The organism is Streptomyces sp. NPDC043738 (assembly GCF_056436545.1).
Genome location: NZ_JBWKCJ010000028.1, coordinates 78,444 through 94,854, shown reverse-complemented (window position 1 = coordinate 94,854; position 16,411 = coordinate 78,444). Strand labels below are relative to the sequence as shown.

Here is a 16,411-nt window from a genome sequence, read left to right as displayed (position 1 = left end):
ATGTCTCGGTGTCCCTACGGCCTCGGTGTTTCCACGGCCTCGGTGTTCCTACGGCCGTACGCCGCTGCGCGCACCGCGCTCCCTCCCCGCCAGCGGCAGCCGGGCCGTCAGCCGCCATACGCCCTCCCGCGGTCCGGCCGTCGCCTCGCCGCCCAGCAGCCTGGCCCGCTCGGCGATGCCCAGCAGCCCGCGGCCCCCGCCCGTGCGGGGCGCCGGGACCGGCGAGCCGGGCGCCGGGCCGGCCACCGGTCCGCTCACCGGGTTCTCCATCCGCAGTGTCAACTCCCGCTCGGTGCGGTGCACATACAGCTCCACCGGCACCGGCCCGGCGTGCCGCAGCGCATTGCTCAGACCCTCCTGCACGATCCGGTACGCCTCCCGCGAGACCATCGGCGGCAGCCCCTCGCACCGCCCCTCCACCGTCGCCTCGACCCGGACGCCCGCCGCGCGGGTCCGTTCGAGCAGCGCCTCCAGCCCGTCCAGGGTGGGCGCGGGAGCCGCCGGGTCGCTGCCGTCCTCCTCGCGCAACAGGCCCAGTACGGTGTCCAGTTCGGCGACCGCGTCTCGGGTGGTGTCCTCGATGGCGGCCAGTGCCTGCCGGGCGAACTCCGGGTCGGTGTCCAGTACCCGGCGGGCCGCGCTCGCCTGCAGGGTGACCGCGCTCAGCGCATGCCCCACCGAGTCGTGCAGCTCGCGGGCCAGCCGGTTGCGCATCGCCAGGTCGGCGGCCCGGCGCTCGGCGGCGGCCAGTCGGTCGGCGGGCGTGTGCCCCAGCAGGACCGGCGCGAGACGGGCCATGAGCTGCCCGGCTCCCCAGGCCGTGCCGAGCACCAGGGCCAGCAGTGCCAGCCCGGCGAGCGGGCCGAGCACGCCGGGGAAGGCCTCCTGCCACGCCGGGAAGCCGCGCTGGAGTTCCGTCGAGAACGGCAGCACCATCAGGGAGATCGCGGCCGGCGGTGCGGCCAGCGACATCCCGCTGACGATCCCGCCGGCCGCGTTGTGCGCCAGGAACCACAGCGCGGTACGCCGTCGGGCGGTCCACGAGTAGCCCGGCTCGTCGGCCAGCAGCTCTCCGGGCACATCGCAGAACGTCCGTACGGCGCCCGCCGCCATGGACCGCGCCGGAGCGAAGACCAGCCCGGCCAGCCAGGCCAGCGGCAGGGCGAGGCCGAACGCGAGGAACTGGGTCGCGGGGTCGCGGTAGGGGTCGGCGCCGTCCATGACCAGCGACACGACGACCGACGCCACCAGGAAGTACGGCATGAGGATCGCGCCGCCGATCACCAGATGGACCCAGCGCAGGGCGTTTCGCCGCAGTCGGTTCAGTCGCACCGCACGGCCCCGGGGGTCGAGCGGTGCGCGCGCCGGGGCGTCCGGCCGGGCTGAACGGTCATGGTGAGCAGTCTTCCGGCGCCGCCGCCCGCGCGCCTCGGCCGTGCCGACGATTCGCCTCCGCCGTACGGGGGAGGGAGGCCCGGGCAGGGTGGGGCGGGGGAGTGCCGGACGGGGAGGGGTGCCGGACGGTGCCCTCGGGTCACAGTCGCCGGGTGGCGAGCGTCAGCCGGTCGCGGGCGTCGAACAGCATGTCCTTGATCATCTGCTCGTGGTCCGGGGTCAGCCGGGCCACCGGCACCGAGCAGCTGATCGCGTCCCGGGCCGGGGTGCGGTAGGGGATCGCGACGCCGAAGCAGCGCAGGCCCAGGGTGTTCTCCTCGCGGTCGACCGCGTAGCCCTGCTCGCGCACCGCGTGCAGCTCCTCGATCAGCTTCTCGCGGTCGGTGATGGTGTGCTCGGTCAGCTGCGCGAGGGTCGCCGGCAGCAGCGCCCGGACCTGGTCGTCGGTGTACGTCGCGAGCAGCGCCTTGCCCAGCGAGGTGGAGTGCGCGGGCAGCCGCCGGCCGACCCGGGTGAAGGGGCGCAGGTAGTGCTGCGACTGGCGGGTGGCGAGGTAGACGACGTTGGTGCCGTCCAGCCGGGCGAGGTGGATGGTCTCGGTGGTGTCGTCGGAGAGCCGGTCCAGCGTCGGCCGGGCCGCCGCCACCACCTCGTCGCCGTCGATGTACGACGTGCCGACCAGCAGCGCGCGCACGCCGATGCCGTAGCGGGTGCCGGTCGCGTCCGTCTCGACCCAGCCCAGGTCGACGAGGGTGCGCAGCAGCATGTAGAGGCTGGACTTGGGGTAGCCCACGGCTTCCTGGACGGAGGCGAGCGAGTGCATACCGGGGCGGCCCGCGAAGTACTCGAGCAACTCGACCGTCCGCACCGCGGACTTGACCTGCGATCCACCGGTATCGGCAGTTGACATCGCCCTTGACCCCTCTGTTCGGACAGCCATAGAGTCCCAGATGTTCAATATCCGGGATGAAGTTCAGCATATCGAACGATGTCTGGTGTGCCGCAAGGCGCGAAAGCCCCGGGAGCGGCTGGGAGACGCCGAGCGCGTCCCGATACGCGGCGGCCCGGGAACGGCACAACAGCCAGTACGACGCGGCACGGCAGTACTCGGGAGGAATGCACGGTGGCAGCGGCAGCAGCAGCACCAGTCTGGAGTGTCGACCCCCGAACCGGGAAGCAGCGGGAGCAGGTTGCGGTGGAGGCCACAGCCGACGAGGTGGACGCGGCGGTCCGCGCGGCGCACGCCGCCCGGGGCGCGCTCGCCGAGCGTGCGGTGCGCGTGGCCCTGCTGCGCCGCGCCGCCGGGCTGCTCGACGAGGCGGGCGAGGCGGTCATCGAGGCCGCCGACGCCGAGACCGCGCTCGGCCCGGGCCGTCTCACCGGCGAACTCGGCCGCACCACCTACCAGTTGCGGGCCTTCGCCGACCTGGTCGAGGACGGCGCGTTCCTCGACGTACGGATCGACCGCGCCGACCCCGCCCTCACCCCGCCGCGGCCCGACCTGCGCCGCTACAAGATCCCGCTGGGCCCGGTAGCGGTCTACTCCGCGGGCAACTTCCCGCTGGCCTTCTCCGTGCCCGGCGGCGACACCGCCAGCGCCCTCGCGGCCGGGTGCCCGGTCGTGGTCAAGGCGCACCCCGACCACCCCGCCACCTCCGAGCTGTGCGCCGCGCTGCTGCGCCGGGCCGCGGCCGAGGCCGGCCTGCCGGACGGCGTGGTGAACCTGGTGCACGGCTTCCAGGCCGGAATCGACCTGGTCCGCCACCCGCTGATCGCCGCGGCCGGCTTCACCGGCTCGGTACGCGGCGGCCGCGCCCTGTACGACGCGGCCGCGGCCCGCCCGCACCCGATCCCCTTCCACGGCGAACTGGGCAGCCTCAACCCGGTCGTGATCACCGAGGCCGCGGCGGACGAGCGGGCCGAGCAGATCGGCGCGGGGCTGGCCGGCTCGATGACGCTGGGCGTCGGCCAGTTCTGCGTCAAGCCCGGCCTGGTCCTGGCGCCCGGCGGCGAGCGGGGCGAGCGGCTACTGAAGTCGCTGACCGCCGCGGTCAGCGACACCGAGGCCGGTGTGCTGCTCGACCACCGGATGCGCCAGGCGTTCCTCGACGGTGTCACCGCCCGCGCCGGGCTCGCGGACGTCGCGGCGCCGGTGACCCCCGGAGCGGGCGGCGAGCACTCCGTCAGCGCCGGCTTCCTCACCGTCCCCGCCGCCCGCCTCGCCACCGAAGGGCCGCACGACCTCCTCCTGGAGGAGTGCTTCGGCCCGATCACCGTGGTCGCCCGCTACGCGGACGAGGCCGAGATCGGCGCCGTACTCGCCCGGCTCCCCGGCAACCTCACCGCGACGCTGCAGCTCGGCGAGGCGGAAGGAGCCGGCAGCGACGGCGCCGGGCTCGGCGCCCGGCTGCTCGCCGAGGTCACCGCGCTCGCCGGCCGCGTCGTCGTCAACGGCTGGCCGACCGGCGTCGCGGTCGCCCCCGCCCAGCACCACGGCGGCCCCTACCCGGCCACCACCTCCACCTCCACCTCCGTCGGCGGCACCGCCGTCGAACGCTGGCTGCGCCCCGTCGTCTACCAGGACACCCCGCCCGCGCTGCTGCCGCCCGAGCTGCGCGAGGACAATCCGCTCGGCCTGCCGCGCCGGGTGGACGGCCGCCCCGACGGCGGGTAGGCCTGCACACCGTGGACCCCGCCCCCGACGAGACCGCCGTGCAGGTCCGCGCCGCCACCCGCGCGGACCTGGAGGCGATCGCCGCCCTGGACACCGGCGCCCGCGCCGCCCACCACCACGCGCGCTTCCCCGGCACGCCCTTCGACGCCCCGGCCGAGCACACCCGCTGCCACCGCGCCTGGTCCCACGCCCTGCACCGCGAGGACACCCCCGTGCTGTGCGCCGTACGGCACGGCACGGTCCTCGGCGCCGCCTCGTACCGCGGCCGGCCCACCCGGGCCACCGTCAAGCTCGACCAGCTCCACGTCGACCCCGCGCACTGGGGCACCGGCGTCGGCCGGGCCCTGCACACCGCCTGCCTGCACGCCTGGCGCAGCGCCGGTTTCGCCCGCGCCGTCCTCGACGTCCGCTGGCACAACCACCGCGCCCGCGGCTTCTACGCCGGCCTCGGCTGGCGCCCCGACCGCCGGCCCGCCCCCGACGCCACCCACCTCACCCTGAGGCTGGACCTGGCTCCCGGCGCGCCCCCGACACCGGGGAGCCCTCCCGCCGCGCGATGAGCTGCAGCCGCTCGGCCGTCCGCCCGTCCGGCGTCGCCACCGAACCGGTCCGTTCCGCCACCACGCCGAAGCCCGCCGCCCGCACCAGAGCGCGCAGCCGTTGCGGCGGATGGTGGCGGAACACCCCGCCGTCGGGCGTCTCGAACACCCCGTACGTGCCGTAGTGCCCGGCGAAGTGCGCATAGCGCTCCCGGTTGAGCGCGTCGTCCTGCACCGGCACGTCGCTCAGATACAGCACCCCGCCGGGCCGCACCAGCCGCCCCAGCTCCCCGACGATCGCCGACTGGTCCGTGTCCTGAGGAACACAGGTGAGCACCGCGAACAGCAGCGCCGCGTCGAACGAGCCGTCCTCGAACGGCAGCGGAAACCCCGCCCACCGCAGCAGATCCAGCCCCGGGTGCTCCCGCCGCCCCCGCGCGATCAGCGCCGCCGAGACGTCCACCCCGCGCACCCCGCGGTAGCCGAGCCCGGTCAGCTCGGCGGTCAGCCGCCCGTAGCCGCATCCGTAGTCCAGCACCCGGGCGTCGCCCGGCAGGTACGCCCGCAGCAGCTCCGGATCGAGCGGGTGGGTGAAGGTCTTGGCCGACCCGGTCGTCTCCCAGAACCCGAGGAAATCCTGTGGCGAGGTCATGTCCGGACGGTACCCGCGGAATAGTCCGGCGCCCCGCGAGGTTGAGCCGGGACATCCCCCGAGAAGGAAAGTCAGCTCATGCGCGTCGAAATCTGGTCCGACATCGCCTGCCCCTGGTGCTACATCGGCAAGGCCCGCTTCGAGGCCGGGCTCGCCGCGTTCGCGCACCGCGACACCGTCGAGGTGGTGCACCGCTCCTTCGAGCTGGACCCGAAGGCACCGGCCCCCACGGACATCGCGGTCCTCGACATGCTCGCCACGAAGTACGGCGTGAGCCGCGCGCAGGCCGAGGCGATGGAGGCCCGGGTGGCCGAGGCGGCCGCGGCCGAGGGGCTGGACTACCGCTCCGACCGCATCCACGGCAACACCTTCGACCTGCACCGGCTGCTGCACGCCGGCAAGGCGCACGGCGTCCAGGACGCGCTGCTCGACGCCTTCTACCGCGCCAACTTCGCCGAGGCCCGCCCGCTCGGCGAACCCGCCGTCCTCCGCGAGATCGCGGTCGCGGCCGGGCTGCCCGGCCAGGAGGCCGACCGGGTGCTCGCCGACCCCGCCGCGTACGCAACCGACGTGCGCGCCGACGAGCGCGAGGCCGCCGAGCTGGGCGCCACGGGCGTGCCGTTCTTCGTCATCGACCGCCGCTACGGCATCTCCGGCGGCCAGCCCGCCGAGGTCTTCCGGCAGGCCCTGGAGCGGGCGCACGCGGACGCGGCGGTGCGGATCCTGCCGGCCGGCGACGCGGAGGTCTGCGGGGACGCCGGCTGCGCCGTGCCCGGGAACTGAGCGCCACCGGAAAGGACGTGGACGGGACCGGCCCGCGCCGCGCACAGTGGGATCATGCAGCGACGTGAGCCACTCGGCGGGGCCGAATTCGCGCCCGAGACGACCTATCTGAACTCCGCGTCCAGCGGACTCCTCCCCCGGCGCAGCGCAGCGGCCCTGCGCGCGGCCGTGGAGGAGTCCGCCTCCTACGGCACGATGGGCCGCGACTACTTCGCCGCCCCCAACGCCTCCCGCGCCGCCTTCGCCCGGCTGCTGGACGTCCCCGCCGAGCGGGTGGCCGTCGGCAGTTCGGTGGCGGTGCAGTCCGCCCTGATCGCCGCCTCACTCCCGCAGGGCTCCGAAGTCCTCGTCCCCGAAGGCGACTTCAGCTCCCTGGTCAACCCGCTCGGCAGCCACCCCCATGTCAAGCTGCGCACCGTGCCCCTGGAGGCGCTGGCCGACGCGGTGCGCCCCGGTACCGCGCTCGTCGCGTTCAGCGCCGTGCAGTCCCTGGACGGCCGGATCGCCGACCTGGCGTCCGTACGGGAGGCGGCCCGGACCCACGGGGCGCGCACCTTCGTCGACGCCACCCAGGCCGCCGGCTGGCTGCCGCTGCGCGCCGGGGACTTCGACTACCTCGTCAGCGGCGCCTTCAAATGGCTGCTGTGCCCGCGCGGTACGACCTTCCTGGCCTTCGGCGGCGACCCGGCCCAGGACGCCGGCTGGCCGGCCGCGCTGCACGCCGGCTGGGTGGCCGGGGAGGACCTCGACGAGTCCAATTACGGCCTGATCCGGCCGGCCGCCACCGCCCGGCGCTTCGACGAACCGCACGCCCACTTCTCCTACGTCGCCGCCGAGCACTCCCTCGCGCTCGTCGAGGAGCTGGGCGTGCCCGCCGTCCACGCCCACAACACCCAGCTCGCCGCGTACTACCGCGAAGGGCTCGCCGCCCGCGGCCTGGTGCCCCGTCCCGCGCCCGGCTCGGCGATCGTCTCCACGCCCGGACTCGCCGACGCGGAACGCCGCCTGACCGAGGCGGGGGTGCGGATCTCGGTGCGCGGCGGACTGCTCCGCGCCGCCTTCCACCTCTACAACTCGACCGACGACGTGGACCGGCTGCTGTCACTGCTGCCATAGCGACGGCGCGGCCGCCGCACAGACCCTGCTGTGCGGCGGCCGCGCCACCGGTCCCGCCGTGTGCCGTTACCGGATCACTTCACCGGCCGTGCCTACCTCACCGGCGTGAAGTCCCGCGCCCCGATGTACTCCGGGCGCCGGACCGGAGCCGCGAACGGCTCCACCGCCGCGTTCTCCACGCTGTTGAAGACGATGAAGACGTTGCTGCGCGGGTACGGCGTGATGTTGTCGCCCGAGCCGTGCATGGCGTTGCAGTCGAACCAGGTCGCCGAACCGGCCCTGCCGGTGAACAGGCGGATGCTGTGCTTGTCCGCCATCTTCGTGAGGACCTCGTCCGAGGGGATGCCCGCGTCCTGCATCTGAAGGGACCGCTTGTAGTTGTCCTTCGGCGTCTCGCCCTCGCAGCCCACGAAGTGCTGGTGCGAGCCGGGCATGATCATCAGGCCGCCGTTGGTGTCGTAGTTCTCCGTCAGCGCGATCGAGACCGACACGGTGCGCATGTTCGGCAGACCGTCCTCGGCGTGCCAGGTCTCGAAGTCCGAGTGCCAGTAGAAGCCGGAGGCACCGAAGCCGGGCTTCACATTGATCCGCGACTGGTGGACGTAGACGTCCGAACCGAGGATCTGACGGGCACGGCCGACCACACGCGGGTCGGAGACCAGCTTGGCGAACACCTCGCTGATCTTGTGCACCTCGAACACGGACCGTACGCTCTGCGACTTCGGCTCGACGATGGAGCGCGGGTCCGCGCGCATCGTCGGGTCGAGCACCAGCCGGTCCAGTTCGGCGCGGTACACCGCGACTTCCTCCGCCGTCAGCAGTTCCCCGATGGCGAAAAAGCCGTCGCGTTCGAAGTCGCTCAGCTCGGACGGCGCGAACGGGCCGGCCGCTCCGGGCTGCGACCACACCACCGGGTCCTTCCGCGGGGTGATCACCTCAGCGGCCCCACGGGTCGGGTACAGGTCGGCGGTGCGCTCGGGTGCGGTGGTCATGGTGTTGCCTTCCTCTCCTCTCGTACGGAATCTGGCTCTGTGCGCGCGTGGTGCCTTCCTCGGCTCTGCCGGACGGGGCAGGTCGGGTGACGCCTCAGACCGCCTCGGGCTCGGTCTCGGGTTCGGTGAGAAGCGGGTAGACCCCGTTCTCGTCGTGGTCCTCACGGCCGGTGACCGGCGGGTTGAAGACGCACAGGCAGCGGAAGTCCTCCTTGATCCGCATGGTGTGCTTCTCATGCCCGTCGAGGAGGTACATCACGCCGGGCGTGATGGTGTGCTTCTCGCCCGTCTCGTCGTTGGTCAGCTCGGCCTCGCCCTCGACGCAGACGACGGCCTCGATGTGGTTCGCGTACCACATCGACGTCTCCGTACCGGCGTACAGCACGGTCTCGTGCAGCGAGAAGCCGACGCGCTCCTTGGCGAGCACGATGCGCTTGCTCTCCCACGTGCCGGACGCGGCCTTGACGTGGCGGTCGGTGCCTTCGATGTCCTGGAAGGATCGGACGATCACGGTGAGTCGGTGCCTTTCTGTGGAACGGTTAAGGAACTCTGACCGGTCAGGCGCAGTCGCGGACCGCGCGGGCGAGGGTGCGAAGGCCCTCGTCCAGCTCCTCGGGGGTGGTCGTCAGTGCGGGCAGCAGCTTGACGACCTCGCTCTCCGGGCCGGAGGTCTCGATCAGCAGACCCAGCTCGAAGGCGCGCTTGGCGATCTTGCCCGCGAGGCTCTTGTCGATGCACTCCAGGCCCCACACCAGACCGCGACCGCGGTACTCGGCGATGGCCTGCGGGTGCTCCTCGACGATGGCCTTCAGGTGCGCTTCGACGATCTCACCGCGGGCGAGAGTCTGCTTCTCCATCTGGCCGTCGGCCCAGTAGGTGTCCAGCGCCGCGGCGGCGGTCACGAAGGCCGGGTTGTTGCCGCGGAAGGTGCCGTTGTGCTCGCCGGGCTCCCAGATGTCCAGCTCGGGCTTGAACAGGGTCAGCGCAAGCGGCAGGCCGTAGCCGCTGATGGACTTCGAGACGGTGACGATGTCCGGCACGATGCCCGCCTCCTCGAAGGAGAAGAAGGCACCCGTACGGCCGCAGCCCATCTGGATGTCGTCGACGATCAGCAGCATGTCCTGGCGCTCGCACAGCGCGGCGAGCTCGCGCAGCCACTCGGCGCGCGCGACGTTGATGCCGCCCTCGCCCTGCACGGTCTCCACGATCACGGCCGCGGGCTTGTTCAGGCCGGAGCCCTGGTCCTCCAGCAGCCGCTCGAACCACAGGAAGTCGGGGGTCTGCCCGTCCAGGTAGTTGTCGAACGGCATCGGGGTGCCGTGCACCAGCGGGATGCCGGCGCCGGCCCGCTTCATGGAGTTGCCGGTGACCGCGAGCGCGCCCAGCGACATCCCGTGGAAGGCGTTGGTGAAGGACACGATCGACTCGCGGCCCTTGACCTTGCGGGCCAGCTTCAGCGCGGCCTCGACGGAGTTGGCGCCCGTCGGGCCCGGGAACATGACCTTGTAGGGCAGGTCACGCGGCCGCAGGATGATGTTCTGGAACGACTCCAGGAACGCCCGCTTGGCCGTGGTGGACATGTCCAGGCCGTGGGTGATGCCGTCGCGCTCGATGTAGTCGATCAGGGCGCGTTTGAGTACGGGGTTGTTGTGCCCGTAGTTGAGCGAACCGGCGCCGGCGAAGAAGTCGAGGTAGGTGTGCCCGTCCTCGTCGGTCAGTCGGCTGCCCTGGGCACGGTCGAAGACGGTGGGCCAGCCACGGCAGTAGCTGCGCACCTCCGACTCCACGGTCTCGAAGACGCTCAGATCGGGCTGGGTGATGGTCACAGCATGCTCCTGGGAGACGAGTGCGAAGGATGAGGAAGTCTGTGGGTGGGGGGCTGGGCGGTGCCGGCGGTCTCACAGGGTGATGCCGGATCCGTGGGGCCGCTGCGGCGCGGGGGCCGCGCGGCCCGGGGCGCTACTGCCCGGGGGCCGGTGGAGTGAACGGGCCTATGAGGTGCAGCACCTCCGGCTCGTGGCCCTGCTCGGGGAACAGCCCCGCGTCGAAGAGCACCTCGCGCTTCACGGGCACGCGGTGCCGCTCGGCGAAGGACGCGAACAGCCGGTTGGATGCCGCGTTGTCGGGGGTGATGGTGGTCTCGACGAAACGAATGCCCAGCTCGTCCACGGCCCGGGTGGTCAGCCCGTCCAGAAGCGCGGCCGCCAGGCCCTTGCCGCGGTGCGCGTCGTCGACGGCGATCTGCCACACGACAAGGGTCTCCGGGCGCTCGGGGCGGAGGTAGCCGGTGACGAAGGCGGCCGGCTCACCGTGCGCGTCGCGGGCGACGACGGAGGTGGCGGCGAAGTCGCGACACCACAGCAGGTAGCTGTAGGACGAGTTGAGGTCCAGCACCCGCGAGTCGCGGGCGATGCGCCAGATTGCTGCTCCGTCCTCCACCCGTGGGGTGTCGAGCTTGAAGCCCTCCGGAAATTCTCCGATATCGCTGCGGGCACCTGCATGGTCTGCTTGTGCGGCGGTCATGGGAATTAAATTTACCCAGGGAAAAAGGAAATTGCATCGCGGGCAGGGGTTACACAAGCGCCAGGGATGTGTTATCGCGCGGGGGCGCCCGAGCGCGCGATGCCGTCGAAAGTTGTCCCGATTTGACCAGGAGGTTCGGGGTGAAACGGACACCCTGTGTAGTCGGTCACAGCTCCGTAACAGCCTCGAGATGCGTCCGAATTACGGTATCTGACGCTAGCGAAATCTTGGCGTTTGAGCTGCGGAAAAGCGGGCAGAAGAATACGGAAGGCTACGCGTCGAAGAAATTGGGAATTCGCCTTCAGTGGCCCTGCCGGAAGCCCAGGAAACCCGCCCGGCAAGGCCGTGGCAAGACTCATGACAAGGCCTGCAAGAACATGCGGCCGGTTTTGGTGAAACGTCCGGCGAAACGTGGGTGGAATCCGCCGCGGAAGGGGCCGGCCGGGCCTGCCGCCGCGGCCCGGACGACCAGTCGACCGGCCCGTGGCCGCGGCTCGCCGGTCCGCCCGGACAACCGCTCGACCGAGGCTCGACCACCCCGGCCCGACCGCCCGGTCGGGCCGCCTAAAGTGCCTGTATGACGTCCATGAGTGAAGGTGCGGTGCTGCACCTCAAGGGGAGGGTCCTCGTCGGGCCGGACGACGTGCGCGACGAGCTGTGGGTCGTCGGCGGCCGGGTGACGTTCGACCGGCCGGCCCTGGCACGCGATGCCACCACGGTCGAGGGCTGGGCGCTGCCGGGCCTGGTCGACGCCCACTGCCATGTGGGTCTGGACGCGCACGGCCCGGTGGACGCGCCGACCAGCGAGAAGCAGGCGCTCACCGACCGTGACGCCGGCACCCTGCTGATCCGCGACGCCGGGTCGCCCTCCGACACCCGCTGGGTCGACGAGCGCGACGACCTGCCCCGGATCATCCGCGCCGGCCGCCACATCGCCCGTACCAGGCGCTACATCCGCAACTACGCGCATGAGATCGAGCCCGAGGACCTGGTCGCCTACGTCGCCCAGGAGGCCCGCCGCGGCGACGGCTGGGTCAAGCTCGTCGGGGACTGGATCGACCGCTCCACGGGCGATCTCTCCGCGTGCTGGCCCCGCGGCGCGGTCGAGGCGGCCATCGCCGAGGCACACCGGCTCGGCGCCCGGGTGACCGCCCACTGCTTCGCCGAGGAGACCCTCGCGCCGCTGGTCGAGGCCGGCATCGACTGCATCGAGCACGCCACCGGACTCACCGAGGACACCATCCCGCTCTTCGCCGAGCGGGGCGTGGCCATCGTCCCCACCCTCGTCAACATCGCCACCTTCCCGCGGCTCGCGGACGGCGGCGAGGCGAAGTTCCCGCGCTGGGCGGACCACATGCGACGCCTCCACGCACGCCGCTACGACACCGTGCGGGCCGCGTACGACGCCGGTGTGCCCGTGTTCGCCGGCACCGACGCCGGGGGGTCGCTCGCCCACGGCCTGGTGGCCGACGAGGTCGTCGAGCTGACCAGGGCCGGTCTGCCCGCCGTGGCCGCGCTGTCGGCCACCACCTGGGGCGCGCGGGACTGGCTCGGCCGGCCCGGCCTGACCGAGGGCGCTCCGGCGGACCTGGTGGTCTACGAGAGCGACCCGCGCGAGGACGTACGGGTACTGGCGGCGCCCCGCAGGGTGGTGCTGCGGGGGCAGGTCGTCGGCTAGCGGCGCCCGTGTGTGCGGTCCGAGGGGCCGGGGCCGGACGGGTCCGGCCCCTCGCCGTGCGCGGCCGCACGGCGCCGCCCGCGGCGTCGACGCCGTCAACCGTGACGCCTGGCGTGGTGGACGGGGTGGATCGCGCCGGTCAACCCGGATCGCCCGGTCGGTGGGGCGGCTGTGACGCGGGTGATGCACCGTGCCGCGGGAATCGAATGAAGGCGCGAAAACCACCCATTGGGATGAACTAACCTCGCGTGGCTGCCCGTTCACCCTCGGTGCGGACACGATGTGCGGGTCGAGGTCGCCGGCCCGCGTGATGTCCCCCATTGGCGCGGTCGGCGGCTCCATCTCTCTCGTGGGGGTTCCACACACGTGTCCACCAGTCCCACCTACTTCTCCGGCATGCCCAGGCGCCTCGCCGCGACCGTCGTCGCCACCGCACTGACGGCCGGCCCCGCCGTGCTGCTCGGTGCCGCCCCCGCGCACGCCACCGGAGACCACGGCTCGACCCGCGGCACGGCCGGCGCGGTCGTGCTGCGCACCGGGCTGAGCGTCGGCCTGCTCGACAAGGCGGCCGACGTCCCGCTGAACGCCGCCCTGAACGAGGTGCGCGCGCCGGCCTCCGCCGAGAAGACCGCGCTCAGCGTCGACCTTGACGGCGTCGACAAGGGCAGGCCGTTCAGTGTGCTGCGCGCCGACGTCGCCACCGCACGGGCCACCGCCGACCGCCGCAGGTCCGAGGGCTACGCCAACCTGGTGCACGCCAAGGTCCGGTTGCCCGGTCTGCCGCTGCTGTCCCTGATCGAGGTCCAGCAGGTCACCGCCAAGGCGGTGTGCGAGGCGGGCGAGCGGCCCCGCGCCGAGTCCAATGTGCTGGGCGACGTCCGCGTCCTGGGCAAGAAGGTCACGCTCACGGCGGGCGGCACGACCGAGGTCAAGGTGCCGGGCGTCGGCGAGGTGCGGCTCGACCTGTCCAAGAAGAGCGTCGCGGAGCGGAGCGCCGCGGCCACCGCGCTCGAACTGAACGTCTCGGTCAATCCGTTGAAGCTGAACGTCGCCGACGTGCGCGGCAAGGTCACCCTCGCCCGGGCCACCTGCACCGCCCCGCACGGCAAGCCGCCCGAGCAGGGCGGCTCCGGCGGCAGCGGCGGCCCGACGCAGCCGGACGGCGGCAGCAAGCCGGCCGGTGGCAGCAAGCCGGCCGGTGGCGGCACCGAGGTGACCGGGACCGGCTCCGGGGCCGACTCCCACAACCTCGCGGAGACCGGCGGCAGTTCGGCCACCCCGTACCTGGCCGGCGGCGCGGCCCTGCTGCTCGCCGCGGGCGCCGGATCGACCGTCTACGCACGCCGCCGCCGCGCCGCCGCACCGCAGGGCGGCCGCGGCTGACAGCCCCGTACCCCGTGCCGGTGCTGTGGGGGCGCCGTGTGCGGGGTACGGCCCGGGGTGCGCCGTCATGTGCCGGAGGCGGTGCGTGACGGCCCACCCCGCCTGCCGTGCGGCCCGGCCGCCGGCGGCTCAGCGGGCGGCCGGGGCGGCCGGTGCGTCCCCGGCCCGGCGGTAGTGGTCGAACTGGGTCACCCCCTGATAGCCGTAGCTCTCGGGGTGCAGTTCGTGCAGGGCGACCCCGCACCGGGCGAGCGGGCCGAGGAGCTCCGACAGCAGCGCACCGGCCCGGGCGATGAAGGCGGCCTTCTGGGCGGCGCTGTTCGTGCCGAGGGTGAGGCTCGCCTCCACGTGCGCGTCGCGGCCGCCGGTCAGGGGCCTGCCGGCGACGAAGTAGCTGCCGGCCGGCACCGTGTCGACGTGGACGATGGTGCGCGCGGCGGACTTGCCCAGGACCGAGACCGCCAGCTCGGTCAGCCCCTCGGCGACGGCGCGCCGGACGTCGGTGGGCAGGTCGGGGTCGGTGACGGTCACCCGGAAGTACGGCATGTCTCTCCTCGGCAGATGCTGGTCCGCGTCCGCCCGGTCGGGCGGCACGGAGCAAGCCTCGCCAACCTGGCACCATAGATCCAACGCATGGATGTCATAGGTATATGAGGCCGCCGCATGACCGTGAACCTCGCCCAGCTGAGGGCCTTCCTCGCCGTCGTCGACGCGGGCGGCTTCAGCGCGGCCGCCGCCGAGCTGGGCCTGAGCCAGTCCGCGGTGTCGCACGCCGTCGCCTCCCTCGAACGCGAGCTGACCGCCCCGCTGCTGGTCCGCGCCTCCCCGGTGCGGACCACGGCGCTCGGCGAACGGGTGCTGCCGCACGCCCGTATCGCGCTGTCGGCGGCCCGGTCCGTGGAGCAGATCGCGGCCGACGCCGGCGAGACCATGACCGGCACGGTGCGGCTGGCCTCCACACCGACGGTCTGCCAGGGGCTGGTCCCCGGCCTGCTGCGGCACTGGCGCGAGGACCAGCCGCGGATCACGGTGCGGGTCTTCGAGGGGGACAGCGCCGAAGTGGCGACCTGGCTGGAGGAGGGGACCGCCGACGCCGCCGTGCTGATCGACCCTCCGCCCGGCCCCGGCATCCAGCTCGCCATGGACGGCTACCGTGCCCTGCTGCCGCGCGACCACCCCCTGGCGGACGAGCCGGCCGTCGACATCCGCGACCTGGAGGACGACCAGTTCCTGATCTCGCCCAACGGCTGTGAGGCCCGCATCCGCACGATCCACAGCCTGGCCGGGCTGCGCTTCACCCCCGCGCACCGGGTACGGGACCTGGCGACCCTGATCAGCATGGTGCAGGCCGGTATCGGCGTGACCGTGCTGTCCGAGGTCTCCCGCTCGCTGATCCCCCCGGATCTGGTGCTGCTCCCGCTGGAGCCGCAGACCTCGCGCCGGCTGGTGCTGACCGGACCGCAGTCCCGTCCCTGGCACCCGGCGGTGCGCACCCTGGCGGAGTCGGCCGCCGGACATCTGGCCCGGATCACCTCCGTGCCGCCGGGGCCGGCGCAGGAGCCGGCACGGCAAGCGCCTTAGAGCCGCCCGAGGACCTCCGCCAGCGCCGCGGCGAAGCGGTCCGTCGTCGCGCGGTCCCGTACCGCCAGCCGCAGCCAGTCCGGGCCCAGCCCGGGGAAGGTGTCGCCCCGGCGCACCGCGAAGCCGCGTTCGCGCAGCCCGGTCCGTACCTCCGCCGCCCCCGGCAGCCGGATCAGCAGGAACGGGCCCGCCGCCGGACCGGCCACCCGGATCTGCCCGAACTCGCCCAGCCGGGCCAGCAGATGGGCCCGGTCCGCGGCGATCTCCTCGGCCGCCGCGGCGGCCTCCGCCAGCGCCCCGGGCGCGCAGCACGCCTCGGCGGCGGCCAGCGCCGGGCTGGAGACCGGCCACAGCGGCTGCGCCCGCTCCAGGACGGCGACGGTGTCCGGGGCGGCCAGCACATAGCCGATCCGCAGCCCCGCCAGCCCCCAGGTCTTGGTGAGACTGCGCAGCACCACCAGCCCGGGCAGATCCGTGCGCGCGGCCAGCGACTCCCGCTCGCCGGGCACCGCGTCCATGAACGCCTCGTCCACCACCAGCGTCCGGCCCGGCCGCGCCAGCCGCGCCAGCACCGCCGCGGGGTGCAGTACGGACGTCGGATTGGTGGGGTTGCCGACGACGACCAGATCCGCGTCCCGCGGCACCGCCTCCGGATCCAGCCGGAAGCCGTCCCGCTCGTCGAGCAGCACCCGCCCGACGTCGTGCCCGGCGTCCCGCAGCGCCGCCTCCGGCTCGGTGAACTGCGGATGCACCACCACCGGCCGACGGGCCGGCAGGGCCCGCGCGATCAGGACGAACGCCTCCGCGGCGCCCGAGGTCAGCAGCACCCGCTCGGCGGGCAGCCCGTGCCGTGCGGCGACCGCGCGGCGGGCCGGCCGCCCGTCCGGGTACGCGGCGAGACCGTCCAGGGACGCGGCGATGCGGTCCTTCAGCCAGGCCGGGGGAGTACCGGTGCGGACGTTGACCGCCAGATCCGTCAGCCCGGCGTCCGCGCCCCGCACCTCGGCGTCGCCGTGATGGCGCAGATCGGGCTCGGGGGACGGGACGTCGGTGCCGGGCCCCCGCAGCCGTACCGACTCGGTGGAAGCGGGCATG

Annotated in this window: 16 protein-coding genes; 7 read left to right on the top strand and 9 right to left on the bottom strand. The window is 73.4% G+C overall.

Annotation, left to right across the window (positions count from 1 at the left end; genetic code table 11):
- Positions 1-48: 48 nt before the first annotated feature.
- Together AC0680_RS29830 and AC0680_RS29825 are read right to left on the bottom strand one after the other, a co-directional pair.
- Positions 49-1,263, bottom strand: a complete 1,215-nt coding sequence (locus AC0680_RS29830; protein WP_478634842.1) for a sensor histidine kinase — start codon at positions 1,261-1,263, stop codon at positions 49-51.
- 271 nt (positions 1,264-1,534) lie between these two features.
- The gene (locus AC0680_RS29825; protein WP_430979050.1) at positions 1,535-2,305 is read right to left on the bottom strand and encodes an IclR family transcriptional regulator; all 771 of its coding nucleotides are present in this window, start codon (positions 2,303-2,305) and stop codon (positions 1,535-1,537) included.
- 213 nt (positions 2,306-2,518) lie between these two features.
- On the opposite strand from AC0680_RS29825, the gene AC0680_RS29820 reads away from it, so the two are divergent.
- Both AC0680_RS29820 and AC0680_RS29815 read left to right on the top strand, forming a co-directional pair.
- The gene (locus AC0680_RS29820; RefSeq protein WP_478634783.1) at positions 2,519-4,069 is read left to right on the top strand and encodes an aldehyde dehydrogenase (NADP(+)); all 1,551 of its coding nucleotides are present in this window, start codon (positions 2,519-2,521) and stop codon (positions 4,067-4,069) included.
- 11 nt (positions 4,070-4,080) lie between these two features.
- A complete protein-coding gene (locus AC0680_RS29815) occupies positions 4,081-4,629 on the top strand; it encodes an N-acetyltransferase family protein (protein ID WP_478634780.1) in 549 nt (182 codons plus the stop codon).
- On the opposite strand, the gene AC0680_RS29810 is transcribed toward AC0680_RS29815, so the two are convergent.
- A complete protein-coding gene (locus tag AC0680_RS29810) occupies positions 4,562-5,260 on the bottom strand; it encodes a class I SAM-dependent methyltransferase (protein WP_478634778.1) in 699 nt (232 codons plus the stop codon). The genes AC0680_RS29815 and AC0680_RS29810 overlap by 68 nt on opposite strands.
- Before the next feature lie 78 nt (positions 5,261-5,338).
- On the opposite strand from AC0680_RS29810, the gene AC0680_RS29805 reads away from it, so the two are divergent.
- Together AC0680_RS29805 and AC0680_RS29800 are read left to right on the top strand one after the other, a co-directional pair.
- A complete protein-coding gene (locus AC0680_RS29805) occupies positions 5,339-6,043 on the top strand; it encodes a DsbA family oxidoreductase (RefSeq protein ID WP_478634775.1) in 705 nt (234 codons plus the stop codon).
- Between the two features lie 54 nt (positions 6,044-6,097).
- Positions 6,098-7,159, top strand: coding sequence for an aminotransferase class V-fold PLP-dependent enzyme (locus tag AC0680_RS29800; RefSeq protein ID WP_478634773.1), 1,062 nt, complete (start codon positions 6,098-6,100; stop codon positions 7,157-7,159).
- A gap of 92 nt (positions 7,160-7,251) precedes the next feature.
- Here AC0680_RS29800 and thpD read toward each other — a convergent pair whose 3' ends face one another.
- From thpD to ectA, 4 genes are all read right to left on the bottom strand, one after another.
- Entirely contained in the window at positions 7,252-8,151 is a 900-nt protein-coding gene (thpD, locus tag AC0680_RS29795; RefSeq protein ID WP_468985359.1) for an ectoine hydroxylase, read from the bottom strand.
- Between the two features lie 94 nt (positions 8,152-8,245).
- On the bottom strand, positions 8,246-8,662 hold the full coding sequence (locus AC0680_RS29790; protein ID WP_478634769.1) for an ectoine synthase: 417 nt from the start codon (positions 8,660-8,662) through the stop codon (positions 8,246-8,248).
- Between the two features lie 46 nt (positions 8,663-8,708).
- Positions 8,709-9,977: a diaminobutyrate--2-oxoglutarate transaminase gene (gene ectB / locus AC0680_RS29785; protein ID WP_478634767.1), complete on the bottom strand. Its 1,269-nt coding sequence runs from the start codon at positions 9,975-9,977 to the stop codon at positions 8,709-8,711.
- A gap of 133 nt (positions 9,978-10,110) precedes the next feature.
- Positions 10,111-10,674: a diaminobutyrate acetyltransferase gene (gene ectA, locus AC0680_RS29780; protein WP_478634765.1), complete on the bottom strand. Its 564-nt coding sequence runs from the start codon at positions 10,672-10,674 to the stop codon at positions 10,111-10,113.
- A 586-nt stretch (positions 10,675-11,260) separates the two neighbouring features.
- Between ectA and AC0680_RS29775 the strand changes: the two genes are divergently transcribed.
- A complete protein-coding gene (locus tag AC0680_RS29775; protein ID WP_478634839.1) occupies positions 11,261-12,352 on the top strand; it encodes an amidohydrolase family protein in 1,092 nt (363 codons plus the stop codon).
- Positions 12,353-12,748: 396 nt separating this feature from the next.
- Complete coding sequence (locus tag AC0680_RS29770; RefSeq protein ID WP_478634837.1) at positions 12,749-13,735, top strand: SCO1860 family LAETG-anchored protein; 987 nt, start codon at positions 12,749-12,751, stop codon at positions 13,733-13,735.
- 129 nt (positions 13,736-13,864) lie between these two features.
- On the opposite strand, the gene AC0680_RS29765 is transcribed toward AC0680_RS29770, so the two are convergent.
- Entirely contained in the window at positions 13,865-14,329 is a 465-nt protein-coding gene (locus tag AC0680_RS29765) for a tautomerase family protein (RefSeq protein WP_478634762.1), read from the bottom strand.
- A 69-nt stretch (positions 14,330-14,398) separates the two neighbouring features.
- Here AC0680_RS29765 and AC0680_RS29760 point away from each other — a divergent pair, with 69 nt between their 5' ends.
- Positions 14,399-15,316, top strand: a complete 918-nt coding sequence (locus tag AC0680_RS29760; RefSeq protein ID WP_478634760.1) for a LysR family transcriptional regulator — start codon at positions 14,399-14,401, stop codon at positions 15,314-15,316.
- On the opposite strand, the gene cobC is transcribed toward AC0680_RS29760, so the two are convergent.
- The gene (gene cobC, locus AC0680_RS29755) at positions 15,313-16,410 is read right to left on the bottom strand and encodes an Rv2231c family pyridoxal phosphate-dependent protein CobC (protein ID WP_478634757.1); all 1,098 of its coding nucleotides are present in this window, start codon (positions 16,408-16,410) and stop codon (positions 15,313-15,315) included. The genes AC0680_RS29760 and cobC overlap by 4 nt on opposite strands.
- Position 16,411 lies beyond the last annotated feature (1 nt).